Consider the following 24,558-nt stretch of genomic DNA (forward strand, 5'->3'; position numbering starts at 1 on the left):
AGAAGTTACCATGCGGCATGTCAGCACCAAGCTCTTGCATGTTTTCGTTCTATTGATGGAATATCGTGACCTCAGCGCCGTCGCTGCCTGCACGCAAAGCCGGGTTCCGACCATTGCCTACAGCCTCGCGCGTCTGCGCGAAATCACCGGCGATCCCCTCTTCATCAAGCGCAATGGCACGCTGGAGCCAACCGCCCACGCCCTGAGGCTGGAACAAACCGCGCGCCAGATCCTGTCGAAATGGGCTCACCTGGTGCGCCCGCCCACCCCGGCAGCCGAAGCGGGCAGCCCTCACCGCCGCATCTCGATCGGGTTTTCACCGTCGATCGGAGACCCGGTGATCACCGAGATACTGACGACATTATGCGAGCAGTTCCCGGACGACCGCTTCATGACCCGCCCGGTCTTCGCCGACTCCACGCTGGCCGCGCAGCTCGGCAGCGGCGAGCTGGATTGCGCCTTTGTGGTTGACAGCCACTATGTGCCGGATCACGTTGCACTGCACAACATCATGGCAACCCCGCGCCGGCTGGTGAGCGTCGCGCGGCCAGGCGGCCACGACAATGTGCAGGGCAGGCACGAGTGGATCCTCCTGCAGGAGGACACCGAACCCGGCAGCCCGCTGCAGGGCTTCCTGAACCGTCTCGCGCACGATCCGGATTATCGGGAAACCGTGGTGCCCTCGTGGCACACGCAAGTCGCGCTGCTGCTTGCCGCGGGCGGCATCTGCCCGCTGCTCGACTTCAACGTGCCGCTGGTCACGCGCCATCACAAGACGCGCCTGCTGGCACCCCCGAGCAGCTTCCCCGAATGGGCCGCCCTGCATTTCTGGGCACCGACCCGCGCCAATGCCGGCAAGACGCTGCGCGGCATCATGGAGATCGGCAGCGCAGTCCTGCACGATCCCGTCAGCGCCATAGACCGCCGCCACCAGGCACACGAGAGCCAAGCCACCGCCTACGCCGCCTGATCCGCCGGCGAATAACAAAGCACGCTGCACCGCGGCGCGCTTGCCCGCTGCTGGCCGTTCGCGCCAGCCTTAGCCGCTTTCCGCGCCAAATTGAGAATAGTCTCAGACCGAAGGCCGGCACCGGCGCTTATCCTGCTCAGGCACCTCCCGCTTCCCGTTCGTCCGAGCGAAGCACGCGCCTGGAGGTGCTTTGTTCCTGTGCTGTTCGCGCCGCGCGGCGATAGCCGTGCGGCGCGTTTTTTCAAAGACGCCGTCGGTTGTCCGGGTTGCCCGGGTCGCCCTAAAGCCCTCCCTCTTCGCGGCATCCGTGCCGCAAGCCATTCCAGCTTGCGTCAGGCATGCGCGGCCTCGACACCGCGCATACCTGCGCCCGCGCAGGAGCATTGCCATGCCATTGAAAATCCTGATTGCCGATGACCATCCCGCCATCACGCTTGCGGTCAGGAGCCAGTTACGGAGCCAGACCGGTTGGGAAATCTGCGGCGATGCCCGCAACTCCATGGAGTTGCTCCATTGCCACCCGCGCGTTCCAGCCCGATATTGTCGTCACCGATTACCACATGCCCTGCCGCAACGCGAACGATGGCATCCGCCTGCTCGCCAACCTGCGGCGCCACTATCCGGCGCTCGGGGTGGTCGTACTGACCATGATCACCAATCCCCTGGTCTTGCGCGCCATCCTGAACGCCGGGGCACACGGGTTGTTGCTCAAGGACTCGCACCTGGACGAACTGGTGACCGCCATCATCCGCGTCGAGCGCGGGCTGCAATTCATCGGTGAATCCGCCGCGCGCGTGCTGGAACCTTCCGGCTCTCATTACACGCCGGGCCGCGCAGGCGCCCTGCGCTTGTCCGTGAGGGAGTCCGAGGTCATGCGCCTATACCTCAGCGGCAAATCGGTCACAGGGATCGCCGGGCAGTTGTGCCGCAGCGTGAAGACCATCAGCCGCCAGAAGAACAGCGCCATGCGCAAGCTCGGGGCCACCAACGAACGCGAGTTGTTCGACTTCGCGGCCCAGCAGGGGCTGGTCCTTCCGCACCGGGACGATGCGCCGGCAGGGGCGCCAGGCGGCCAGTCCGAGTGGCTATAATCGCAGCGCCGCCACAACGGTGCGCACTGTTGCCCTCTGCTGCCCGCCCGCTGCGCCGTTCGCGGCCGTACCGCTCAACCGTCCCAGCCACCTTCATCGCCATGCCCGTCACCGCCAGTCCCGCCACGACCACCGCCCCAGGCACCCGCCTCGATGCAACCGGGCCGCTGCGGGTGCCCGCCTTGCTGGTGGCGGCACCGGCCTCGGGGCAGGGCAAGACCACGGTGACTGCCGCGCTGGCATGGCTGCATCGACGCCAGGGCCGCACCGTGCGCGTCTTCAAGAGCGGCCCCGACTACCTTGACCCGTCCATTCTCGCGGCCGCCAGCGGTGCCCCGGTGCACTCGCTGGACCTGTGGATGACCGGCGCCGACGACGCCGCCGCGCGCCTGGCGCAGGCGGCGCGCGAAGCCGATCTGATCCTGGTGGAAGGCGTCATGGGGCTGCACGACGGCACGCCCAGCAGTGCCGACCTGGCACGCCATTTCGGGTTGCCCGTACTCAGCGTGATCCAGGCCGGGGCGATGGCGCAAACGTTCGGCGCGCTGGCCTACGGCCTCGCTGGCTATGGCGGGCAGCCCCTGGCATCCATGCAGGTGCTGGCCAACGGCGTGGGATCCCCGCGCCATGCCGACATGCTGCGAGAGAGCCTGCCGGCCCATATCGCCTGGGCCGGCGCGCTCGCGCGCGATCATTCGGCCGCGCTGCCCGAGCGGCACCTGGGCCTGCTCGCGGCCGATGAACTGCCCGACCTCAACGCGCGGCTGGACCGTCTGGCGGATGCGCTGGCCGGGCAGCCAATTGGCGCCCTGCCCGCAGCCGTGGAAATTGCCGCGGCTCCGCCATTACCCGCGCTGGCACCGCTGCTCGCCGGCCGGACCATTGCCGTGGCGCGCGACGCCGCCTTCCGTTTTCTCTACCCGGCCAACCTCGACACCCTGCAGGCACTCGGCGCACGGCTGGTCTTCTTCTCCCCGCTGAACGACCCTGGCTTGCCCGCCTGCGACGCGCTCTGGCTGCCCGGCGGCTATCCCGAACTTCACGCCGCGCGCCTGTCGGCCAACACCGGCATGCTGGACAGCCTGCGCCGCGCCCACGCCGGCGGCCTGCCGATCCTGGCCGAGTGCGGCGGCATGATGGCGTTGTTCGAGACGCTGGTGGACAAAGCCGGGCAAAGCCACGCCATGGCGGGCCTGCTGCCTGGCACGGTAACGATGCAAGCCCGCCTGGCCGCGCTGGGTCATCAACAGCTTGCGCTGCCGGAAGGCACAGTGCGCGGCCACACCTTCCACTATTCAAGCGCGCAAACGCCGCTGGCGCCCTGCTGCCATTCCACCGTGCCGCGCGATGGCGCACGCGGTGAAGCTGTGTTCCGGCAGGTTGCCCTGACCGCTTCCTACACGCACCTCTATTTCCCTTCCAATCCGCTCGCCATTGCCGCGCTGTTCGGTGGCGCGAGCAACAGCATCCGCTGATCCGGCAAGCTTCGAAGCAGCGGATGCGGCGAATTCATGGATACGAGGGAGGCCATCCCGCGGAAGAGGAGGCGCAGAAAACTGCCCCTTGCGCCGGCAGGCAATGGCTCAGGCAGCGTCGGCCTTGTCCTGCTGCGTACGGAGCACGGCCTCGGCGATGCCGGCCTCAAGCTGCTCCAGACCCTTTGAGAGATTGCGCATGGTGGTTTCGGACACCTTGTCCAGCACGTCCTGCAAAAAGGCCGAGCGCAGCGGCAATGCCTGCTCGACAATGCTATGGCCCAGCGCCGACAGCGTGACGTTGGTCACGCGGTTGTCGCGCTCGCTGGTATTGCGCTCCACCCAGCCCAGCTCCTGCAGCGCCTTGAGCTGGCGCGTGAGCGCGCCGGGGTCCATGCCGACACGGTCGGCCAGCGGTTTCTGTGCGATGGGGCCGGCATGGCCGTGCAAGGCATAAAGAATGCGCCAGCGCGGCAACGGGTGGCCGATGCGTTGCTCGAAAGCTGACGCATACGCCCGGTAAGTTCGCCCGAACTGCTGTAGTACAGCCAGGCTTTGTCGCTCCAATTCCACTCCGATCTCCTGCTTGCGGCACCGTACATGCGACGGGCGGCTTTACAACCAACTCGATTTCCGTGACCTGTCCCCAGCATTCTATTCCGCCGCCATGACCGGCTTGACGGCTCGCTCCAGCTTGATCGGCGGCACCCGGCGCGAGCGCCACAGGCCAATCACGGCGATCACCGCCGCCAGCGCCAGCCCGATGTGGATGGCACCGACCAGCGAAAGCCTGGCCTGCTCCAGCAACAGGGCGCCATTGTGCCCGGCCGCCTGCAGTTGCGACAGCAGGCTGGCCTGCGCCGCATGGTCGATCAGGATCTGCGGATCGGCCATGCGCTCCTGCCATTCGCCGGCGCCGGCCTTCTGCAGCGCATCATGCACCCCGTTCAGGTAGCTACGCGTAACCAGCGTGCCGACGACCGCCGTGCCCACCATGCCGCCCACCATGCGCAGTGATTGCAGCATCGCCGTGGCAATGCCAAGGTGCTCGCGGCCCGCGGTCTGCTGCGCAAAGACCGTCAGATTCGGCATGATGAAGCCCAGTCCGAAGCCGCACAGCAGCATGATGCCCAGCAACAGATGATGCGGCATCCCGCGCGTCGCTTGCGACAGGCCCAGGCAGGCCAGCGCCAGCATGGCGAACCCGGCGTACAGCATATTGTTAGGCTGGCGGATCCGCGTGATGATCCGGCCATTGATGATACTGCCCAGCGTGATGCACACCACCAGCGGCGTCACCAGCACGCCCGCCTCCCTGGGCGAATATCCAAAGCCCCCCTGGAACAGCAGCGGCGCGTACAGGAGCAGCGAAAACATCGCGAACCCCACGAACACCGCCAGCAGGAACAGCGGCGCCAGCCCGGGATTGCGGAACATCTCCAGCGGCAGGATCGGGTTCGGCGCCCGCCGCTCCCATTGCCATAGCGCCACCAGCGCACACACCGACATGACCAGCAAGCCGCCGGTAAGCAACCCAAAACCACGATCAGGCATCAGTTCCACGCACAACTGCAAGCCGCCCAGCCCTGCGCCGATCAGGGCCGCGCCGAGCCAGTCCACCTTGATCGCACCGGCATGCGCCTGCTGGCGCAAGTGCGGCAGGTAGCGCCAGGCAAACCACAATCCCAGCAAGCCCACCGGCAGGTTCACGTAGAAGACCGCCCGCCAGCCGTAGGCCTCGGTCAGCACACCTCCCAGCGACGGCCCGACCGCATTGGCGATACCGAAGGCAGCGCTCATCATCACCTGCCAGCGCAAGCGCACATGGGAATCGGGAAACAGGTCCGGGATACAGGCAAAGGCGGTCCCCACGAGCATGCCGCCCCCGATGCCCTGCAGGCCACGGGCCAGCACCAGGAACGGCATGCTGGTTGCCATGCCGCACAGCGCCGAGGCCAGCGTAAACACGACGATGGATGCCATCACGAACGGCTTGCGCCCGTAATAATCGCCCAACCGGCCGAAGATCGGCACCGTGATCACCGACATCAGCAGATAGGCCGTTGCCACCCAGGCGTAGTACTCGAACCCCTGCAACTCCGCCACCACCGTGGGCAACGCGGTGCCGACCACAGTCTGGTCAAGTGCTACCAGCATCACCACGAATGCGATGCCCAGCATCGCCATCAGGGACTCGCGGAATGGCAGCACCTGCCCGCTGCTGTGCGCCTGGTGAGGCTGCGAAATCATTTTGTTGCCCGATCAATGATTGTATGGTCAATTATTATAGGACAGGGTTTGGGGGTGTGAACAGGATCATGTTGATCGGTAAAAATTAAGTCCGTCGGTTGCAAATGAAGTCCGTCGGATGAGGTTGGGCGCGAGTTCTACCAACTACAAGATGCCAAAGCCTCAGTGACTACGCAACGAACTGGTACTGGGCTACGCCTATCGGATTACCCAACCCTTGCAGCGCGTATTCGACCACCAGCCGGTTGTACTCCTGGCATAACAGCAACCCGTGGCGCGCCGCCCACTTCCTGGCGCGTTGCGTCTTCGAACCTCAGACACACAAGATGTGCTGGCGGCACGGTAGGCGGCGTACTGGGCCCGCGTCAGGCCCGGCGTGATTGCGGGAGCGGCATGGCGCATCAAAGCCAACTCGGGCGCGTTTCGCCCTTGCTTAGTCAATGGGACCACGTGGATCACGCTAGGCGCGGAGATGGATGTCGATGACCTGGCACGTCCAACGAAGCAGGCACACGGCCTGCTTTACTCCGCGCTGCCTGCCATTCACGGCAGCTCAACTTCAGACCGCACAGCGGAACGCTACGTTGGTGAGTGGGCCGGACCAGTCCTAGACTCTGCACACCGTCGCTCACCAACCCCGATATCCGGACACCACTCAGCGACGGGCATGGAAGCAGGCCCCTCATGAAACATCCGATGTCCATTTTTGATCTGAGCGGCAGAGCCGCATTCATCTCCGGCGCCTCAAGCGGCATTGGGCTGCACATGGCTCGCACGCTGGCAAAGGCCGGAGCCGCTGTGGCGCTGGGCGCGCGTCGCGCCGATCGTCTGGAGGCCGTTGTTGCCGAACTCCGGACAGAGGGCCACAAGGCCTGCGCCGTCAGGCTCGATGTAACCAAACCGTCAGGCATCGCGCCGGCATGGCAAGAGGCCGAAAGCCAGCTCGGCCTGCCCGTCGATATTCTGTTCAACAACGCGGGCGTGATCTACGTCGAGCGCTTCACTTCGCAAACGCATGACGAAGTATCCCGCATCTTCGACACCAACCTGAAGGGCGCTTTCCTGGTGGCCCAGGAGGCGGCGCGCCATATGTCGGCACGCGGCCACGGCAGCATCATCAATATCGCTTCGTCATCGGGATTGCGCGCAGGCGGGCAGATGTCGAGCTATGGCGCCTCCAAGGCCGGACTCATTCACCTTACGCACATCATGGCCCTGGAACTGGCCGGAAAGGGTGTGCGCGTCAACGCGCTGGCGCCGGGCAACATCCTGACCGACATGCAAGCGCAGTTCGCCGAGCGCGGCATCGAGTCAGGGATTCTCAAGCGCATACCGATGCGCCGGTTTGGCGAGGCATCCGACCTCGACGGCGCAACGTTGCTGCTGGCCTCGGATGCGGGCCGGTACATGACAGGCGCCGTCATTCCCGTCGATGGCGGACAAGTCCTCAGCTGGATGTGACCAGCCCCTCATAAAAACAGAATGGAGACCATCATGAATCTAAAATTGCGCGCTGCATGCGCCGGCGTGCTCAGCACCGCATTGCTGGCACTGAGCCAATTCTCGTTCGCCGCCCAGGCCTACCCTTCCCGGCCCATCAAGGTCGTGGCGCCGTACGCGGCAGGCGGCGCGATCGATATCGTTGCCCGCACCTTGTCGGATCCGGTGGGCCGAGCGCTCGGCCAACCGCTGGTGGTCGACAACAAGACCGGCGCGGCGGGCAACCTCGGCGTGGATGCCGTGGCCAAGGCACCGCCCGACGGCTACACCCTGACCGTCGCGCTCAGCTCCAACCTCATGATCAACCAGTTTCTGTACACGAAGCTGCCGTACCACCCCGAAAAGGACCTGAAGCTGGTTGCGAAGGTCGCCGAAGCCCCGCTTGTGCTTGCCGTGAGCTCGCACCTGAACGTCAGCAACGTTGCCGACCTGCGCAAGTACATGCAGTCTCACAAGGGAAAGATGTCATATGGATCGTGGGGCGTGGGAACGATTTCCCATCTGAGCGCGAGCCGACTCAATGATCTGCTTGGCGGCGACATGACGCACGTCGCCTATCGCGGCGAATCACCGATGATCAACGACCTTGTGGCGGGGAACATCCAGGTTTCATTCGTCACCGGCGCACAAGCGCCACAGTTCATCGCGGCCGGGCGACTGAAGGCGATTGGCGTGACCGGCCCGGCGCGCCTTGCCGCGTTGCCTGACATCCCGACACTGAGCGAGGCCGGCGTCAATGACCCGCTGCTCCGTGCGGTGGGCTGGGTCGGCGTCGCCGCACCGGCCGGAACGCCTGCGCCCATCGTCGACCGGCTGGCGACGGAAATCGACAAGGCCGTGAGGAAACCAGACGTCCAGAAGCGCATTCGCGACCTGGGCTGGGCCCCGAGCTACCAAGGGCCCGATGACATCGCCGCAACATATCGACGCGAGGCCCCGATCTGGAAGGAAGTAGTACGTCAATCCGGCGCCAAGCTCGACTGATCCACCCCATTTCCACACGACAGCACCATGACTAACTCTGCCCCCATCACGACAGCCGACCGCACCGCTGTGCGCGAAATGAACAGCTGGTTCTTCGACACTTACTTGCCCGCCTGGGTCCAGATGGGTGCCAATGCCAGCCTGGAAAACGAGGCCATCCTGCAGTACTGGGGTGCCCCCCTGCACGCCGCATCGGTCAACATGACCAAATGCCTGCTAACCGGCGACCAGGTCATCGGGCTGCTGCGCGCGAACCAGGAGCCATTGCAGGCGCAGCAGTACACCCACACCGTGGTACTGGATCGCGCCGTGAAGGGCTACAACAACAACGCCGGCTCAATCGACGTGATCTGGTCGCGGCGGCGCGCCGACGAGAGCGAGATTGAACGCCGCGCAGTCCACTTCGACATCCATCGCACGCGCGAAGGCTGGCGTGTGGTGACCGTGGCGAGCACGCTGACCGAACAGTCGTCGCTCAGCGAGATCTGGGAAACCGTTTGAACAGGGAGACACAAAAATGAAGCCTTCCACCAATGCCGGACTTGTGCTCTACGAACTGCGACAAGGCGTGGCGATCGTCACGCTCAACCGGCCGCCACAGAACCGGTTGACCCGGCCGCTCTATGCCGAGCTGGAAGCCGCGGTGCGCCAGGGTGTTCGCGAGGGTGCCCGATGCATGCTGTTCCGTAGCAACCTCGACGATTTCTGCCTCGGTGGCGACTTTCGCGAGTGGCCACATCTCGAAAATCACGCCGCGCGGCGCGAACGCTTCGGCTATTCAAATGGCATCCTGAATGCCATTGAATCCCTGCCGCTCCCGACAATCTGCGAGGTCAATGGCCGGGCATACGGTGGCGGCTTCGAGTTCGCACTGCACACCGATTTAATCATCGCCGCCGAATCGGCAAGGTTCCGCTTTAGCGAGGCGACGTTGGGCGTATCGCCACTGGCAGGCGGGGTCCAGCGCATTGCCGAACGCAGCGGACGCAGCGTGGCTACGCGGCTGGTGATGCTGTCCGAAGAAATCACCGCGGCAGAGGCCCTGTCCCTCAATATCATCGCAAAAGTTGTGGCTGATGAACGGCTCGCGGAAGTTGCGCGGGCGCACGCGGAAAAGCTTGCCGCAGGCCCCACGCGTGCCCACGCGGTAACAAAGTCGGTTCTTGCTGCGTGGGCCGTCGGCGGCGTACGGGGTGCGGACGAGGCAATGATCGAGCACGTGTCCGTGCTGCTCGCCACCGACGATGTGCAGCGCGGTGTGGGCTCTGCCATCCAGGCGATCGATGCCGGCCTTAACCGGCCGGAAATTCCATTCAATGGGCAATAAAGGCTAACGTCAGATGCAAGCAGAAGAGCACTACATTCCCGCCGAGGGCGGCATTGAACTCCATGCCTGGGTCTTCCGGCCGACCGGCGGCATCGGCCCGGCTCCTGCCGTTACGATGGCGCACGGCTTCTCAGGCCTGAAGTATCGGGGCCTGCGCGAATACGCCGAGCGCTTCGCGGCAGCCGGCTTCATCGTGATCGTTCACGATCACCGCAACTTCGGGCTCAGCGGTGGCGCGGTCCGCGGCGATATCGATCCGTGGCGACAGATCGCGGACTGGCGCCGCGTCATCAGCTATCTCGAATCGCTCGATGGCGTCGATCAGCATCGCATCGGCATCTGGGGAACGAGCTATGCGGGCGGACATGCGATGGTGCTTGGCGCCACCGATGCCCGCATCCGCGTGGTGGCGGCGCAGGTTCCCATCGTCAGCGGATACGAACAGAGCCTGCGGCGCGTACCGCCCGATGCCCGCGCGGCCCAGCAAGCCCTGTTCAACGAAGACGAACGTGCACAGCTGCGCGGGGAGCCGCCGATGTTGCAACGTGTTGTGAGTCTTGATCCCGCCGTCCGTGCGGTCTACCGCTCGAAGGACATGATGGAATTCCATGACGCCTTCGAGATTCCGGACGGCGTGGAACACAGTGAGTTTGTCACGATACGCTCATCGAGGCTGTCACAGATGTATGAGCCCGGGCAGTGGATTCCGCGCATCGGGCCGAAGCCGCTGCTGATGGTGGTGGCAGAGAACGACGTGGTGACCCCCACGGATCTGGCGCTGGCCGCCTACGAACGCGCCGTTGAGCCGAAACGGCTGCAAATCATCGGCGGCGGTCACTTTGACGCCTACCGCAAGGAGTTCAAAGCTTCCAGCTCCGCCGCGTTGCGTTGGTATCAGACTCATCTGATGCCAGGGGCATCGGCATGACGACGTCCCGCGGAAGTTCCCCGCCCCACAGCATCCTGGTGCTCTTACATGGCTATCTCGATGGCCCGGCCGTCTGGGCCCGCCTGATCGAGCACGTGAATCTGCCGGCGTGGCACATCGTACCCATCGCGTTGAAGGCCGGGCAGCCTCCGGCATTGACCTCCGAGCAGCAGCTCGAGCAATACGCCACCGATGTGCTGACGCAGATTCTGCAGACATATCCTGAAACGTCGGCACGCTTCGTCGTGGTCGGACACAGCATGGGCGGGCAAATCGGCGAACTGGTGGCGAGGCGTCTTGGCAATCGGCTGGCAGGGCTGGTATTGATCACTTCTGCCCCACTGGCAGGCTATGCCTTGGCGCCGCCGGCCATGGAGCGCTTTGCATCGCGGGCCGGCCAGAAGGACAGGAATGCCATCGGTGAAGGCAAGCGAAGCCTGGCGGTTGCCCTCGATCAGGACGGGCTGGAAATTCTCGTCGATTGCACGGTAGCTACCGGCCGCGACCACGCGCTTACGCAACTGCATGCATGGACCGGTGGCCACCCGGCCGGCAAGTCCCCATCGCCGATAGGGCAGCCCGTCCTCTGCGTTGCCACCGACGACAAGTTCTTCACTGAGGATCTGATCGAAGCAACGGCGGCGCGATTCGCAAAAGCCACAGTCGCCAGAGTGTCCGGCGCCGGCCACTGGCCACAACTGGAGCAACCGGAGGCATTGGCGCGAACACTGATGGACTTCGTCCGTGCGCAACCACAAACGACCGTGAATCAACCCTGAACTTCCGGCGCCTTACAGGAGACATTCGGATGCAAGCCAACGAGACACACGCGCCGCCACCGGGGGCACAGTATCCACTGCTGATCAAGCAGTTGTTACTCACGCCACTGGCGCAAGCGCCCAACCAGTCGATTGTCTATCGCGACATCAACCGATATACATACCGAGGGCTGCGCGAGCGGATCGGCCGGCTCGCATCCGGGCTGCAATCGCTGGACGTTGGCCATGGAGACACCGTCGCCATACTCGACTGGGACAGCCATCGGTACCTGGAGTGTTTCTTTGCCGTACCGATGATGGGCGCAGTACTTATGACCGCCAATATCCGGCTGAGTCCGCAGCAGATCCAATACACGCTGGAACAGGCAAAGCCCAAGGTCCTTCTGGTTCACCGCGATTTTCTCGAACTCGTCTCGTCGATGCGCAATGTGGTCGACATGGCAGCGTCCGTGGTGATCCTTGATGACGACGATGACGGCACCGTTGCCGATGGCTACGAAGCACTGCTGGCCGGCAACCGGTCTGATTTCATCTTTCCCGATTTCGATGAAAACACCCGCGCCACGCAGTTCTATACGAGCGGCACGACCGGCCTGCCCAAAGGCGTCTCTTTCAGCCATCGCCAACTGGTGCTCCACACGCTTGCCGTCTGCGCGGCATTCGCCATGAGCAGTACCCAGGGGCGGTTCCATCGAGGCGACGTGTATATGCCGATCACCCCGATGTTCCACGTGCACGCATGGGGCATGCCTTACGTGGCGACGATGATGGGCGTCAAGCAAGTTTATCCCGGGCGCTACACGCCGGAGATGCTACTCACGCTTCGCGCCCGCGAAGGCGTGACGTTTTCCCATTGCGTCCCCACTATCCTCCAAATGATTCTGGATCGGGCGGAGGTCGACCAGGTGGATCTTTCAGGGTGGAAGATCGTGGTCGGCGGCGCGCGCTTTCCCACGAGCCTGGCCCTCGAGGCTTTGAAACAGGGGATCGACGCGTTTGCGGGCTATGGTATGTCGGAAACCTGCCCCTTCGTCACCGCCGCGCACGTGGATCCATCCATTTCCGATCCGGACGATTCCGGCGAGGCAATCACCACGCGAACACTGGCCGGATGGGCGTTGCCGCTCGTTGACATGCAGGTTGTCGATGAAGCGATGCGAGTGTTGCCCCCAGGGAGTCAGACTCCAGGGGAAGTGGTACTGCGCGCTCCATGGCTCACGCAGGGATACCTTGCGAATGACCAAGCCACTCAGGAACTCTGGCGCGGCGGCTATCTGCACACTGGCGATATGGGTATCATCGGCGAAGATGGCTACTTGCGCATTACCGACCGACTGAAAGATGTGATCAAGACCGGCGGTGAATGGCTGTCGTCAGGAACGCTGGAGGACCTGATCTGCCAGCATCAGCATGTCAGGGAAGCCGCTGTCATCGCCGTGCCGGACCAACGATGGGGCGAGCGGCCGATGGCGATCGTGGTGGCGGAAAGCGGCTGTCCGAGCTCGTTTGACGCAAGCGCCATCCGGCTGCACCTGGGCAGCTACGTCGCCTCGGGCCGCATTCCGAAGTATGCGATCCCGGACGCGATACACTTCGTGGATGCGTTGCCACGTACCAGCGTGGGCAAGTACGACAAGCGAGCCATGCGCGATCGCTACCAGCATGTCGGGAGGCAGACTTGAGGAAACTGGGGAAGGAGCAGCCTTCGACCGAAACCATCGGGGACGCCGATGCTGTTGCATCCAACATCGAGGAAGGTGCCGACAGGAACTTTGTCGAGGCGCTCGCCCGGGGGCTGCGCATTCTGCAGGCATTCCATTCCAGCGAAGAGCGCCTGAGCAATCTTGAAATTGCTCATCGGTGCGGGCTGCCGAAGTCAACCGTGACCCGGTTGAGCTATACCCTGACCACCCTCGGGTTCCTGCATCACATCCCCGAACTCGGGCGCTATCGCATCGGCCTGGCCACGCTCACGCTGGCGCGCGTGACACATTCCCGGCTGGATCTGAGGGAGGCCAGCGAGCCGCTGCTGCAGGAGCTGGCTGACAGTACGCGTTCCATGATTTCGCTGGGCATCCGCGATGACCTTTCTGTCCTGTATATCGATTGCCGGCGAAGCCAGTCCACCGCAGTGACCCTCAATCTTGATATTGGCAGTCGGCTGCCGCTTGGAACGACTGCCATCGGGCGGGCACACATCGCGGTCATGGGCCCTTCCGAACGCCGCGCCGTCATGAACCGGCTCCGCGCGCTGAACGAGGCCAGTTGGCCAGCCATAGAGCAAGGCATCTCGAATGCATTCGTAGAAATTTCGGAGATTGGATGCGTGACGTCGTTTGGCGACTGGAACGAGGAAATCAACGGCATTGCCGTACCACTGAAGCTCGGCAATGCACTGCCGCCGGTTGTCCTCAATGCTGCCGCACCCACCAGAACGATTTCAGCGGAGAAGTTCATTTCCGAGGTACGTCCTCGCCTGATCGCCACGGCCAGGATCATTGAAAATCGCTACAAGCGCACGTGACCGCATGCGCGCCGGTTCCCATACGTGCCGCAGATTAAGCACATCAAAGCGCAACCAGATCACCTCGCAAGCATCATCCAAGACTAGGCTGACCGGCTTCCCCCGACCGCCGGGGGCCAGCGATGCACGGCCAAGGAAGAATATTCTCAACCAACCTTGCGTAGCGGGCGGCGTCAGGTCATGCCCGAACTCGGGGTAATCACGTCTATCGCACTTTGACGACAACTTTACCCTTGGCCCGTCCCTTCTCGACGTAGGCCATGGCCTCGTTGGTCTCGTCGAAGGAAAAAACCCGATCCACTACCGGGCGTATCGCGCCGGAATCAATGAGCGACGTGATCTCGCCCAACTGGCGCCCGCTGGCCCTCATGAAGAGGAACGAGTATCTCAGGTCACGACCTGCTGCCCGCTTCCGGACTCCCGAACTCAGAAGACGAGCAATCAAGTTCACGAACCACGGTGCTCCGATTCCTTTTGCGAATGCGGGATCGGGAGGGCCGGAGATCGAGATGAGTATGCCGCCGGGCTTAAGGACGCGCAGAGATTTCTCCAGCGCCGTTGCGTCTTGACTGTGGAGGACCACATCGTAGCCCTGAAGAATTTTTTCGAAATCGTCTTTTCTGTAGTCGATGACAACGTCTGCCCCGAGGCCTCTCACCAAGTCGATGTTGGCGCTGCTGGTGGTGGTGGCTACGGTGGCGCCCACATGCTTGGCCAACTGGATCGCAAATGTTCCTACGCCGCCTGAACCGGCTTGGATGAAGACCTTCTGCCCTTTCTTCAGATTCGCCTTCTCGATCAGCGCCTGCCATGCCGTCAGGCCCACCAGAGGAATCGATGCGGCTTCTTCCATACTCAGCGCCTTGGGCTTGATCGCCAGGGACTCTTCCTTGACCGCGATGTACTCAGCAAAGGTGCCGATGCGAAAATCATCAGGCCGGGCATAGACTTCGTCCCCCGGCCTGAATTGCCGAATGCGAGGCCCGACCTTGACCACGACGCCGGCCACGTCGTGTCCTAGGACGAGGGGCAAGCGATAGGGGAGTATGAGCTTGAACTCTCCGTTCCTGATCTTGGAGTCCAGCAGATTCACACCGGCCGCATGGATCTGGACCATGACCTCATCCTCACCCAGCGCCGGGCTCGGAACCTCAGTGAACCGCAACGCGCGTTTCTTTCCGTAGCGATCGAGAAGAAGTGCTTTCATGGTCGCCCTCATTCCTGGCGCATCCAGGTTTGCGCGCGGCCCAGCACGCTGGTTGAAATCTTGTCACCTGTCTTGCTTGCGAGCAGCGCTTGGAATGTCATCGTCTTCTTTCAAATTGAGATTTGTGAGAAACAACGGGCGACGCGGCTTACCGCCTATGCTTCGAGGCGCAGGTCTTTTCGAACCCCCGCATCCAGCACGCTGGCGGGCGCAAACCTGCGCAGCAGTCGCATGCGGCTTGCGAGGCCGGGGGCGTAGTGAATCTTTGGATGCGTTGCCATGGCTGCCTTCAACACGACCTCGGCTACCACTTCAGGCCCGTCCGCGCCAACGAGAACTTCCTTCACCCGTCTCTCCACGCCCTCGCGAATCTCGCGATACACATCGAGCGGGGCGTCAGGTTTCATCAGGTTCGCATCGAAGGGCGTATTGATGTAGGCAGGTTCGACCACCGAGACGCGAATACCCATCGTGCGCAGTTCATGGTCGAGCGATTCCGAATAGCCCGCGACTGCGTGCTTGGTGGCGGAATACAGCGCCATGTAGGGCATCGGCAGGAAACCAAGCACGGAGCCGATATTGATGATGCGCCCCTCCCTTTGGCGGCGCATATGTGGCACGACAGCCCGGGTCATCCGGACTATCCCAAAGAAGTTCGTATCGAATATCGACCGGGCCTGCTCCAGCGAGCTCTCTTCCGCACCCGCTGGAGCGACCCCGAACCCGGCGTTGTTGACGAGTAGATCAATACGGCCTTCGCGCTCCATCACCTTTTGGACGGCCGCATCGACGGATTCGTCCTTGGTTACATCGAGAGGCAGCATCTCGAACGCTCGCTGACCGGTAGTGCCTATGCGCCTACTGGTACCGAACACCTTGTAGCCAGCCTTCGCGAGCCGCTCCGCAGTGGCGTAGCCGATACCTGAGGAGGCCCCCGTAACGAGGGCAATCTTGCCGCGTATGTTCATGAAATATCTCCGTCAGTTTGTGCGACCTGGGAACGCGTCGGCATGCACGGTGCGACGCCATTCAACGTGACACCCGAGAGGTGCACCATGGTCATTTCGTATTATGATCATCATACGTAATGGCGAGCGAGAAGGCGGCATGAATCCGGGGGGTTAGATACCAGGGGGGACCAGGTGCTTCAGCGCAGCCTCGCGCAGGCGGTCCGACAGGGCTGGCTCGTCGACTGCACGAGCCAGCAGCAAAGCACCAACCATGGTGGCGATGGTCACTAGTGCTTGTTCATGAGCACCGGGCTGTCCCCAGTCAGGCGACTGGCGGGCGAGCAGATCAATCATTGCCTTGGTGTGTTGGGTCACCGCTCGGCGCACTTCGGGCGCCTGTCGCGGTGTTTCTGAGCCCAACGCGGCCAAGGGGCATCCAAGCTCCACCTGCTCAACGTGGTCCTTTGAGAGATAGGCGCAAAGCACAGCCTCCAAGGCTTTCCCGGGTGGGACGCCGGCAACAACATCTGCCGCTACCGCAGCGGACTCCGCGCACGCCCGATCCGCGGCTTCTGCCAGCATGGCTTCGCGTGAGGGGAAATGTGCATAGAAAGCTCCGTGCGTCAGACCGGCCTCTTTCATGATGTCGGCGACGCCAGTGCCGTCATAACCACTTCGCCGGATAGCCCGGGCAGCCGAGGCCACAATGCGTTCGTGCGACGCTTCTTTGGCGGCGTATCTAGCGTTGGCTTTCATATTTCGCATGATAGCCATCATACTAAATTTTCGCCCTGCGCGTACTGCGATTTTCCTGGTGCCGAACAAATGCCGCACCCCTGTCTTGCAAGTGCGGGGACGTCCGAGTTCCTGACAACACCCCCTAAAGACTTCGCTTATTTCGACACAGGCGCATGTGCAATCCCACTGGCCTGCCCGAACGCCGCCTTGGCGCACGACTCACCCAAAACCAAGTCAAGCGGCACACTCACGATACGTGGTTGTCTCACCCCCTCCCCGGCCAACCGGTCAAGCATCAGATGGGCGGCAGCCTCCGCGGCGCGCTCGATGTCAAAGCGTAAGGTGGTTAACGGGGGATACATCAACTCAAGCGTCTCAGGCGTACCGATGCCGATCACCGAAAGGTCTCCGGGAATATCCAGCCCCGCCTTGCGCGCAACATAAATGGCTCCGGAGAGCAGGCGCGTTCCTAGTCCTATGATTGCAGTGGGGGGCGCGGAAAGAGCGAGCATGGTCGCCATTTGGGTGCGTGACGAATCGATCGCCGAGCGTGACATACAAACTAATGCGGGGTCGAACACCAAACCCGCCTCCGCAAGCCCATCCCGGTAGCCGAGCAGCTTTTCGCGCCCTGGACGAATGTGCTCGCCAGGCCCGAAAAGCGCGATGCGGCGGTGACCCAATGAAATCATATACGCCATCGCCTGCTTCACACCGCTACGATGGTCCAGATAGACCGCATCCATTGGTAGAGGCGTCTCCCGATCAAGAATCACCACCGGCAGGCTGCAGCCGCTGAACAGGCTGTTGGCGGGGTCCGCGCTCTCCAGGCTCGGCGCGGCAATGATGCCCTCCAGCCGGCGGCTCTCGAACAGCGCAACCAGTTCGCGGTCTCGCTGTGGCTGGTCCAACGTATTGCCGACCAGCATGGAGTACCCGGCGGCCTGCATATGCTTCTCGACTTCGCTGAAATGCGCCGCAAGCAGCGGGTTGCCGATATTCGAAACCAGATAGCCGACCGTCTTGCTGCGCCCGGTGCGCAGATGGCGGGCGGCAAAGCTGGGCTCGTAGTTCAGTGCCTCCACGGCCGCGTGCACCCGGGCTCGCAGCGCCTGGCTGGCATAGCCGGTGCCGTTCAGCACCCGCGACACGCTGCCGATGGAAACCCCCGCCGCCTCAGCCACATCCCTGACGGAAATCCTTTGCGTCATGGTCTTCCCTAATGAAAACGTTCCACAGTTGGACGCCAAATTTGTTGCCTGATAAGTTAGCACAAACGGAAATCGTTTTCACATTTCCGCCGACATCAACTTAAACAGCGCCAAATTATCCAATGCAACCAGACCGTCCTTCGTGCCCCGCTGCCGCATCCCCCGGCGCCGACCTTGCGGGCGAGACCACGTGTGGATCGCTGGGCGGCCGACGCATCCTCGTCGTCGGTGGCGGACAGGTCCCTTCGGCCGATGCCGGGAATCCGGTCAACAACGGACGCGCCATCTGCATGGCCCTGTCCCGCGCTGGCGCCAGCATCGCCTGCGCGGACAAGAGCACCGAGGCAGCGGAACTCACCGTACGCAGTGTGCGGGACGGCGGCGCGGTGGCCATCCCGGCCGACGTGGCCAGCGTCGCCGGCATCAAAGGCATGGTGCAGGCCGCACGGACGGCGCTGGGCGGCCTCGACGGACTCGTACTGAACGTAGGTATTAGCCGCCGCGAGCCCCTGGCGGAACTGACGGCAGACAGCTGGGATGAGGTGATGGCGGTCAACCTGCACGCGCACATGCTGACCGTGCAGCAAGCCCTGCCGCTCATGTCCATGCACGGCGCCATCGTTTTCGTGTCTTCAGTGGCGACCAGGCTGCCCGCGGGTATGAATCCGGCATACGAAGCCTCGAAGGCAGCGCTCGGTGCCCTGTGCCGCGCGACCGCGCTGGCCGGGCAGCCCAGCCACATACGCGCCAACGTGGTCATGCTCGGCCTGATCGATACGCCGATGGGCCGCGCGGCCTCCGCGGCGCGGCCTGGACGCACCGCCGCCTTGCCGTTCGGGCGGCAAGGCACGCCCTGGGAGGTCGCGCATGCGGTGCGCTTTCTACTATCGGCGCAAGCCTCCTATATCAACGCAGTGGAACTTCCCGTGGACGGTGGCCTAAGCGCAGGCATCGCGTCCGCGCCGTCCTGAATCCCGCCAGGCGGAGAGCAGTAAGCCTGGCGCGGCTCCGTCCGGAGCATGCCGCTGGCAATGACAACGACAACGGAGACATCCCATGCTTCACAGACTGATCTGTGCGGTCGCGGCCGCGCTCGCCCTGCACACCGCGGGGCCGGTACTGGCCGAAACCTATCCCTCACGGCCAATCCGATTGGTGGTGCCGTTCCCGCCCGGAGGCGCCGCGGACATTTTCGGACGGCTGCTCAGCCAGCAGCTTACGCAAAGCCTCGGGCAGCCGGTGCTGGTGGAGAACCGCGCCGGTGCGGGCGGAAACATCGGCGCGGCCGCCGTCGCCAATGCACCGGCGGACGGCTACACCTTGCTGCTGGGCACGATCGGCACCCATGGCATCAACCCGACGCTATACGCCAGCCTTCCCTACGACCCGAAGAAGGACTTCCAGCCTGTGGCCCTGGTCTCTTCCGGCGCAAATGTGCTGGTCGTCAACCCCGCGTTGCCGGCGCGCAATGTGAAGGAGCTGATCGCGATGGCCAGGCGCTACCCGGGCCAGTTGATGATGGGCTCGTCCGGCAATGGCAGCAGCATCCATATGTCCGGCGAACTCTTTGAGCATATGACCGGCACGCAACTGACGCACGTGCCCTACCGCGGCGGCTCGCCCGCACAGACCGACCTGATGGGCGGGCGGGTGCAGTTGATGTTCGACAACCTGCCCACGTCGCTGCCATTGATCGCCAAGGGCCTGGTACGCCCGCTCGCCGTGACCTCGGCGCATCGCTCGTCCGCGCTCCCGGATGTGCCGACTGTTGCCGAGGCCGGCGTGCCGGGCTACTTCGTCAGCAACTGGAGCGGCATCTTCGCGCCGGCACATACGCCCCCCGACATTGTGAACCGGCTCAATGCCGCTGTTGGCCAGGCTGTGACAAGCGCGGCGCTGCGCAAGCGTTACGCCGAAATGGGCGCCGACAGCGGCACCGACCTCGGACCCAACAGGAACGCAGGCAGCCGGCCGATGAGCGCGGCGGAATTTACCAGATTCGTCGATGAGGAGATGAGCAAATGGGCAAGGATCGTAAAGGTATCGGGAGCACGGGCGGAATGAAAGGAATGAAAGGAATGAACGGGACGCAACGGATGAAAGCATGCAGCCAATCGACTATCTGCTGAGGACCGCGAACGCCACGCCGGCGCGCATCGCATTGCAGGCCGCCGGAGAATCGCTGACCTACGGCGAACTGACGCAGAAGGTGCTGGCGCTCGCAGCGGCCTTCCAGGCGCTGGACCCCACCTCCGGATCGCGCGTAGGCATCTGCGCCGGCAATAGCGTGCAGCATGTGTTGGCGCTGCTGGCTACGCTGGCCGCCGGCAAGTGCTGGGTGCCACTGAATCCGCGCGCCTCGGTCCACGAACGGGCCCGCATCGTCGACTTCACCGAGCCGTCCATCCTGGTGATGGAAGACATCGGCCACGGCCAGGCCGGCACGATCACGCCTGGCACCCGCGTGATCGCCTGCGGGCCGCAGGCATCCGGCCCGGACAGCATTGCCGCGCTACTCGCTGCCTGGCGCGGCCGCGTCCCGCTACGCGTGCAGCGCGAACTTGGCGAAACGCAGGCCATCAAATTCACCGGCGGCACTACCGGTGCGCCCAAGGGGGTCATGCAGTCGCTGCGGTCCTGGAACACCACGGTGGTTTCCATCCTCACCGCGATGCAGTTGCGCGAGGACGAGCGCTATCTCGCCGTAGCCTCCATCACCCACGGCACATCCACTTTCCTGCTGCCAGTGTTCGCGCGTGGCGGCACCCTCGTGCTGGCGGATTCGACCAGGCCGCGCGCCCTGCTCGATCAGCTGGAGCGCGAGCGCATCACCGCGGTGTTCATGCCGCCCACGCTGATCTACGATTTGCTGGACGAGCCCGGCGTCCGCGAACGGGACTGGTCCGCGCTGCGTCACCTGATCTATGCGGCAGCGCCGATGCGCGCAGACCGGATTGCCCAGGCCATCGATGTCTTCGGCACCCTGGAGACCTCGTTCGGGCAAACCGAGGCCCCCGGCATCATTGCGTTCCTGCCCGCCGGGGAATTGCGCGATCCCGCCCGCCACGGCAGCGTCGGCCGTGCCACCTGCCTGACCGAACTCGCCATCATGGGACGCGATGGCAAGTTGCTGCCGGCTGGCGAAACCGGCGAGATCGTGGTGCGCGGCGACCTCGTCATGTCCGGCTACTGGCGCCAGCCCGGCAAGACCGCCGAGGCACTGGCCGATGGCTGGCTGCATACGGGCGACGGCGGCTACCTGGACGCGCAAGGCTACCTGTACCTGAAAGACCGGCTGCGCGACGTCATTATCACGGGTGGCTTCAACGTGTACCCCAGCGACGTGGAGAACGCGCTCGGCGCCCATCCCGCGGTGTGCCGCTGCGCCGTGCTCGGCATGGACGACCCGCGCTGGGGAGAGGCCGTGCACGCGGCCGTGCAACTGCATGCCGGCGCCACCGCCAGCACTGCCGAGCTACAGGCGTTCGTCAAGGAACGCCTGGGTTCGGTACAGGCACCAAAGCGCATTCATTTTGTGGAAACCCTTCCGCTCACTGCCAACGGCAAGGTCTCGAAGCTCGAGGTCAAGACCCGGCTCGCCGCCAGTGCAAGCAACTACGCCAGCAACAACCCTCAAGGCAAGGAGCCTCTTTCATCATGACACCAACAGATATCCTGGTAACCGGCGGCTCCGGCGGCATCGGCTGGGCCCTGTGCAAGACGCTGCGCGAGCGCGGCCACACGGTAGTGAACTTCGATCGGGTGGCACCTCCCGAGGCCGGCGTGACGCACTTCGTGGAAGTCGACATGGCCGACGCGGCACAACTCGCCGCCGCGCTCGGGGAGGCATCGGCCCGCTATGTCTTCACTGCCCTCGTCAACAATGTGGCGACCTTGCGGGCGGCGAGCGTGGAGGAAACCGGCCTTGACGACTTCGACAGGCAAATCGCCGTCAATGTCCGCGCCGCGCTGCAATGCACCCAGGCGTTGGTGCCTGCCATGCGAAAGGCGCGCCACGGCCGCATCGTCAATATCTCCAGCCGTGCCGCGCTGGGCAAGGAACTGCGCACGGCGTATTCGGCCAGCAAGGGCGCCCTGAACGCCATGACGCGTACCTGGGCGCTGGAACTCGCGGCGCACGGCATCACCGTCAACGCCGTCGCTCCGGGCCCCATCGCCACGGCGGCGTTCGGCTCCGTCAACCCGGCCCAGGATGCGCTGACGCAGCGCATTGTGAACGGCGTGCCGGTCAGGCGGCTCGGCACGCCTGAGGACATTGTTCACGCCGTCGAGTTCTTTCTCGACGAACGCGCGTCCTTCGTCACCGGACAGGTACTGCATGTCTGCGGCGGCATCACCGTGGGGCTGAGCGCATGAACGGCATCCGCACCGAGATCGGCTACACGACGCCAGATCGCATCACGCTGCGCGGGCGGGACCTTGCCACCGAGGTGATCGGCAAGCTGGATTTCGTTCAGATGCTCTGCCTGGTTGCGCTCGGGCGCCTCCCCGGCGCCGCGGAGGCGCGGATGATCGACACGCTGCTGGTGACCGCGGTCGACCACGGGCTGACGCCAAGCGCGATCAGCGCCCGCATGACCTGGCTGGGCGCGCCGGAATCCTTGCAAGGTGCGGTCGCTGCGGGCTTGCTTGGCGCTGGCGAACGCTTCCTCGGCACCGTGCAGAACATGGCGGAATTACTGCTGCAAGAAGGTGCGTCGCTGGCGGCCGATGCCGACGCAGCCGCCATTGCAGAGCATGCCCGGCGCATCGTCGCCGCCTGCCGGTCAGCCGGCAAGCCGATACCTGGCGTCGGCCATCCAATACACGCGCAAGGCGATCCGCGCGTGCCGGTCCTGATGGAGACCGCGAGCGCGAATGGCTTCCACGGCAAGTACTGTCGTCTTGCCCTGGCGCTCGGCGACGCCTGCGGCGACGGTACGCGCCGTGTCCTGCCGCTCAATGCTGCCGGCGCCATCGGCGCCATCCTCGCCGAAATGGGGCTGGACCCGCTGTTCGGCCGAGGACTCGCACTGATCGGACGCTGCGCGGGACTGGTCGCCCACCTGATCGAGGAACGCGAGCGGCCGGTCGGCCAACAGGTATGGAACCTGGTCTTGCGGCAAGACCCGCGCAACGTGCTGCCGTAAGCGGCCAACTCCTATTTGCATTATTCCCACCACGACATTACCTGCCGCGCGGCAGGAAACGGAGACAACACAACATGGCCAGACTGCCTTACTTCGATGTGGACAACGTGCCCGGCCGCCTTGGCGAGCAACTGCGCGGGCGTCCCGCCCTCAACCTGTACAGGATCCTGCCGCATGCGCCGGAGATCGCGCTCGGCTTCCTCGGTCTCGGCCGCGCCATTCTCACGGAGGCCTCGCTGCCGCCCACGCTGCGCGAGCTGGTCATCCTGCGGGTGGGCGCGCTCAGCGGCGCCAGTTACGAAGTGCATCAGCACCGGCGTGTGGCGCGCGCCGCCGGTGTGCCGGAAGAAAAAATCGATGCCGTGCTGAAGCCGGATGCCAACGGAGACTTCAGCGAACTCGAGCGCCTTGTCATCGCATTCACCGATGCCGTGGTGCATGACGTCAAGGCACCGGCGCCGCTCTACGCCAAGGTTGCGGCGGCCCTGGACGAACAGATGATGGTCGAGCTGCTGGCAACCATCGGCTTCTACATGCTGGTGTCGCGCCTGCTGGAAAACCTCGAAGTCGATATCGAAAACCCGCCGCTGGAAAAACTGGAGCTGCGTCATGACTGAATCCCTGGAAAGCCGTCCGGACCAACAACTGTTTGCACCCGCGCTTGGCGTGCCGCGCCGTGACGGCCGGCTCGCCGGGCGCCGCATCCTGGTGGTAGGCGCGGGCCAACGCCGCACCGTCGATCCGGTGCCGTCGGTAGGCAATGGCCGTGCCATGTCAATCCTGTTCGCCCGCGAGGGCGCCGCCGTGGCGTGCGCCGATATTGATGCCGGCGCCGCGCAGGATACGGTCGACCTGATCCTGCGCGAGGACGGCCGCGCGGTGCCGGTCCAGGCCGACGTTGCGGACCCCGCTCAGATCTCGCGCATGGTGGCCCAGGCCGCGGCCGCGCTGGGCGGGCTCGATGGCCTGGTGGTCAACGTCGGGATCGGCAACCAGAATCGCTTCGGCGCGGAGACGCCCGAAGACTGGGACCGGGTCCAGGACATCAACCTGCGCGCCCCGATGTTCTGCGCCCAGGAGGCCGCCGCCGTCATGCCCGCTGGCAGCGCCATCGTGTTCGTGGCCTCCACGGCGGCGATCTCGCCGCTGAGCGGCCTGCCGGCCTACGAGACTTCCAAGGCAGCCTTGACCGCGCTGGGCCGCGCGGTGGCATTCGCCGGCCAGCCCAGCGGCTTGCGTGCGAATGTGCTGGCACCAGGACTGATCGACACACCGATGGGCCGGGACGCCTCGCGCGCCCGGCCCTCGCGCGCGGCCCGTCCGCTGCCGTTCGGCCGGCAGGGCACAGGCTGGGAGGTTGCGCATGCCGCGCTCTACCTGATCAGCACCGAGTCCTCCTACGTCAACGGACAGATGCTCATCGTCGATGGCGGCCTGTCGATCGGTGCCGTGCGCGCCGCTGCCTGACGGCTGG

The 24,558-nt window shown here is 64.2% G+C and carries 24 protein-coding genes; 18 read left to right on the plus strand and 6 right to left on the minus strand.

Features of this window, described 5'->3' with window-relative positions; genetic code table 11:
• The first annotated feature begins 10 nt into the window (after window positions 1-10).
• From ACZY0R_RS04615 to ACZY0R_RS04625, 3 genes are all read left to right on the plus strand, one after another.
• A complete protein-coding gene (locus ACZY0R_RS04615; RefSeq protein ID WP_488857330.1) occupies window positions 11-970 on the plus strand; it encodes a LysR substrate-binding domain-containing protein in 960 nt (319 codons plus the stop codon).
• Between the two features lie 485 nt (window positions 971-1,455).
• Window positions 1,456-2,061: a response regulator gene (locus ACZY0R_RS04620; RefSeq protein ID WP_488857331.1), complete on the plus strand. Its 606-nt coding sequence runs from the start codon at window positions 1,456-1,458 to the stop codon at window positions 2,059-2,061.
• Between the two features lie 29 nt (window positions 2,062-2,090).
• On the plus strand, window positions 2,091-3,536 hold the full coding sequence (locus ACZY0R_RS04625; RefSeq protein ID WP_488857332.1) for a cobyrinic acid a,c-diamide synthase CobB: 1,446 nt from the start codon (window positions 2,091-2,093) through the stop codon (window positions 3,534-3,536).
• 108 nt (window positions 3,537-3,644) lie between these two features.
• On the opposite strand, the gene ACZY0R_RS04630 is transcribed toward ACZY0R_RS04625, so the two are convergent.
• Both ACZY0R_RS04630 and ACZY0R_RS04635 read right to left on the minus strand, forming a co-directional pair.
• Entirely contained in the window at window positions 3,645-4,109 is a 465-nt protein-coding gene (locus ACZY0R_RS04630; RefSeq protein ID WP_035871100.1) for a MarR family winged helix-turn-helix transcriptional regulator, read from the minus strand.
• Between the two features lie 81 nt (window positions 4,110-4,190).
• Entirely contained in the window at window positions 4,191-5,786 is a 1,596-nt protein-coding gene (locus tag ACZY0R_RS04635) for an MFS transporter (protein ID WP_488857333.1), read from the minus strand.
• A 696-nt stretch (window positions 5,787-6,482) separates the two neighbouring features.
• Between ACZY0R_RS04635 and ACZY0R_RS04640 the strand changes: the two genes are divergently transcribed.
• From ACZY0R_RS04640 to ACZY0R_RS04675, 8 genes are read left to right on the plus strand one after another with little or no spacing between them, the layout of a single operon-like run.
• A complete protein-coding gene (locus tag ACZY0R_RS04640; RefSeq protein ID WP_488857334.1) occupies window positions 6,483-7,247 on the plus strand; it encodes an SDR family NAD(P)-dependent oxidoreductase in 765 nt (254 codons plus the stop codon).
• A gap of 21 nt (window positions 7,248-7,268) precedes the next feature.
• On the plus strand, window positions 7,269-8,270 hold the full coding sequence (locus ACZY0R_RS04645) for a Bug family tripartite tricarboxylate transporter substrate binding protein (protein ID WP_488857335.1): 1,002 nt from the start codon (window positions 7,269-7,271) through the stop codon (window positions 8,268-8,270).
• A gap of 27 nt (window positions 8,271-8,297) precedes the next feature.
• Window positions 8,298-8,771, plus strand: a complete 474-nt coding sequence (locus ACZY0R_RS04650; RefSeq protein ID WP_488857336.1) for a DUF6841 family protein — start codon at window positions 8,298-8,300, stop codon at window positions 8,769-8,771.
• Between the two features lie 16 nt (window positions 8,772-8,787).
• Complete coding sequence (locus ACZY0R_RS04655; RefSeq protein WP_488857337.1) at window positions 8,788-9,597, plus strand: enoyl-CoA hydratase/isomerase family protein; 810 nt, start codon at window positions 8,788-8,790, stop codon at window positions 9,595-9,597.
• 13 nt (window positions 9,598-9,610) lie between these two features.
• Window positions 9,611-10,525, plus strand: coding sequence for an alpha/beta hydrolase (locus ACZY0R_RS04660; RefSeq protein ID WP_488857338.1), 915 nt, complete (start codon window positions 9,611-9,613; stop codon window positions 10,523-10,525).
• The gene (locus tag ACZY0R_RS04665) at window positions 10,522-11,304 is read left to right on the plus strand and encodes an alpha/beta fold hydrolase (RefSeq protein ID WP_488857339.1); all 783 of its coding nucleotides are present in this window, start codon (window positions 10,522-10,524) and stop codon (window positions 11,302-11,304) included. Before ACZY0R_RS04660 ends, ACZY0R_RS04665 begins: the two co-directional genes overlap by 4 nt.
• A gap of 29 nt (window positions 11,305-11,333) precedes the next feature.
• A complete protein-coding gene (locus ACZY0R_RS04670) occupies window positions 11,334-12,986 on the plus strand; it encodes a fatty acid--CoA ligase (protein WP_488857340.1) in 1,653 nt (550 codons plus the stop codon).
• A complete protein-coding gene (locus ACZY0R_RS04675) occupies window positions 12,983-13,828 on the plus strand; it encodes an IclR family transcriptional regulator (RefSeq protein ID WP_488857341.1) in 846 nt (281 codons plus the stop codon). Before ACZY0R_RS04670 ends, ACZY0R_RS04675 begins: the two co-directional genes overlap by 4 nt.
• A gap of 205 nt (window positions 13,829-14,033) precedes the next feature.
• Here ACZY0R_RS04675 and ACZY0R_RS04680 read toward each other — a convergent pair whose 3' ends face one another.
• The 4 genes from ACZY0R_RS04680 to ACZY0R_RS04695 all read right to left on the minus strand — a co-directional run bounded on the left by ACZY0R_RS04680 (window position 14,034) and on the right by ACZY0R_RS04695 (window position 17,934).
• Window positions 14,034-15,035, minus strand: coding sequence for an NADP-dependent oxidoreductase (locus tag ACZY0R_RS04680; protein ID WP_488857342.1), 1,002 nt, complete (start codon window positions 15,033-15,035; stop codon window positions 14,034-14,036).
• 155 nt (window positions 15,036-15,190) lie between these two features.
• Entirely contained in the window at window positions 15,191-16,003 is an 813-nt protein-coding gene (locus ACZY0R_RS04685) for an oxidoreductase (protein ID WP_488857343.1), read from the minus strand.
• Between the two features lie 153 nt (window positions 16,004-16,156).
• Entirely contained in the window at window positions 16,157-16,762 is a 606-nt protein-coding gene (locus ACZY0R_RS04690) for a TetR/AcrR family transcriptional regulator (RefSeq protein ID WP_488857344.1), read from the minus strand.
• A gap of 116 nt (window positions 16,763-16,878) precedes the next feature.
• Complete coding sequence (locus tag ACZY0R_RS04695) at window positions 16,879-17,934, minus strand: LacI family DNA-binding transcriptional regulator (protein WP_488857345.1); 1,056 nt, start codon at window positions 17,932-17,934, stop codon at window positions 16,879-16,881.
• A 122-nt stretch (window positions 17,935-18,056) separates the two neighbouring features.
• Between ACZY0R_RS04695 and ACZY0R_RS04700 the strand changes: the two genes are divergently transcribed.
• The 7 genes from ACZY0R_RS04700 (at window position 18,057) to ACZY0R_RS04730 (ending at window position 24,551) form a co-directional block, all read left to right on the plus strand.
• A complete protein-coding gene (locus ACZY0R_RS04700; protein WP_488857346.1) occupies window positions 18,057-18,905 on the plus strand; it encodes an SDR family NAD(P)-dependent oxidoreductase in 849 nt (282 codons plus the stop codon).
• Window positions 18,906-18,990: 85 nt separating this feature from the next.
• Window positions 18,991-19,998, plus strand: coding sequence for a Bug family tripartite tricarboxylate transporter substrate binding protein (locus tag ACZY0R_RS04705; RefSeq protein WP_488857347.1), 1,008 nt, complete (start codon window positions 18,991-18,993; stop codon window positions 19,996-19,998).
• Between the two features lie 40 nt (window positions 19,999-20,038).
• Complete coding sequence (locus ACZY0R_RS04710) at window positions 20,039-21,595, plus strand: class I adenylate-forming enzyme family protein (RefSeq protein ID WP_488857348.1); 1,557 nt, start codon at window positions 20,039-20,041, stop codon at window positions 21,593-21,595.
• Window positions 21,592-22,311 (plus strand): SDR family oxidoreductase, encoded by a 720-nt coding sequence (locus ACZY0R_RS04715; protein WP_488857349.1) that lies wholly within the window; start codon window positions 21,592-21,594, stop codon window positions 22,309-22,311. Before ACZY0R_RS04710 ends, ACZY0R_RS04715 begins: the two co-directional genes overlap by 4 nt.
• Window positions 22,308-23,084 (plus strand): citryl-CoA lyase, encoded by a 777-nt coding sequence (locus ACZY0R_RS04720; RefSeq protein ID WP_488857350.1) that lies wholly within the window; start codon window positions 22,308-22,310, stop codon window positions 23,082-23,084. The genes ACZY0R_RS04715 and ACZY0R_RS04720 overlap by 4 nt, the downstream gene beginning before the upstream one ends.
• Before the next feature lie 74 nt (window positions 23,085-23,158).
• Window positions 23,159-23,701, plus strand: coding sequence for a carboxymuconolactone decarboxylase family protein (locus ACZY0R_RS04725; protein ID WP_488857351.1), 543 nt, complete (start codon window positions 23,159-23,161; stop codon window positions 23,699-23,701).
• Window positions 23,694-24,551, plus strand: a complete 858-nt coding sequence (locus ACZY0R_RS04730) for an SDR family NAD(P)-dependent oxidoreductase (RefSeq protein WP_488857352.1) — start codon at window positions 23,694-23,696, stop codon at window positions 24,549-24,551. Before ACZY0R_RS04725 ends, ACZY0R_RS04730 begins: the two co-directional genes overlap by 8 nt.
• The last annotated feature ends 7 nt before the right edge of the window (window positions 24,552-24,558 follow it).

The organism is Cupriavidus sp. F041 (assembly GCF_057814235.1).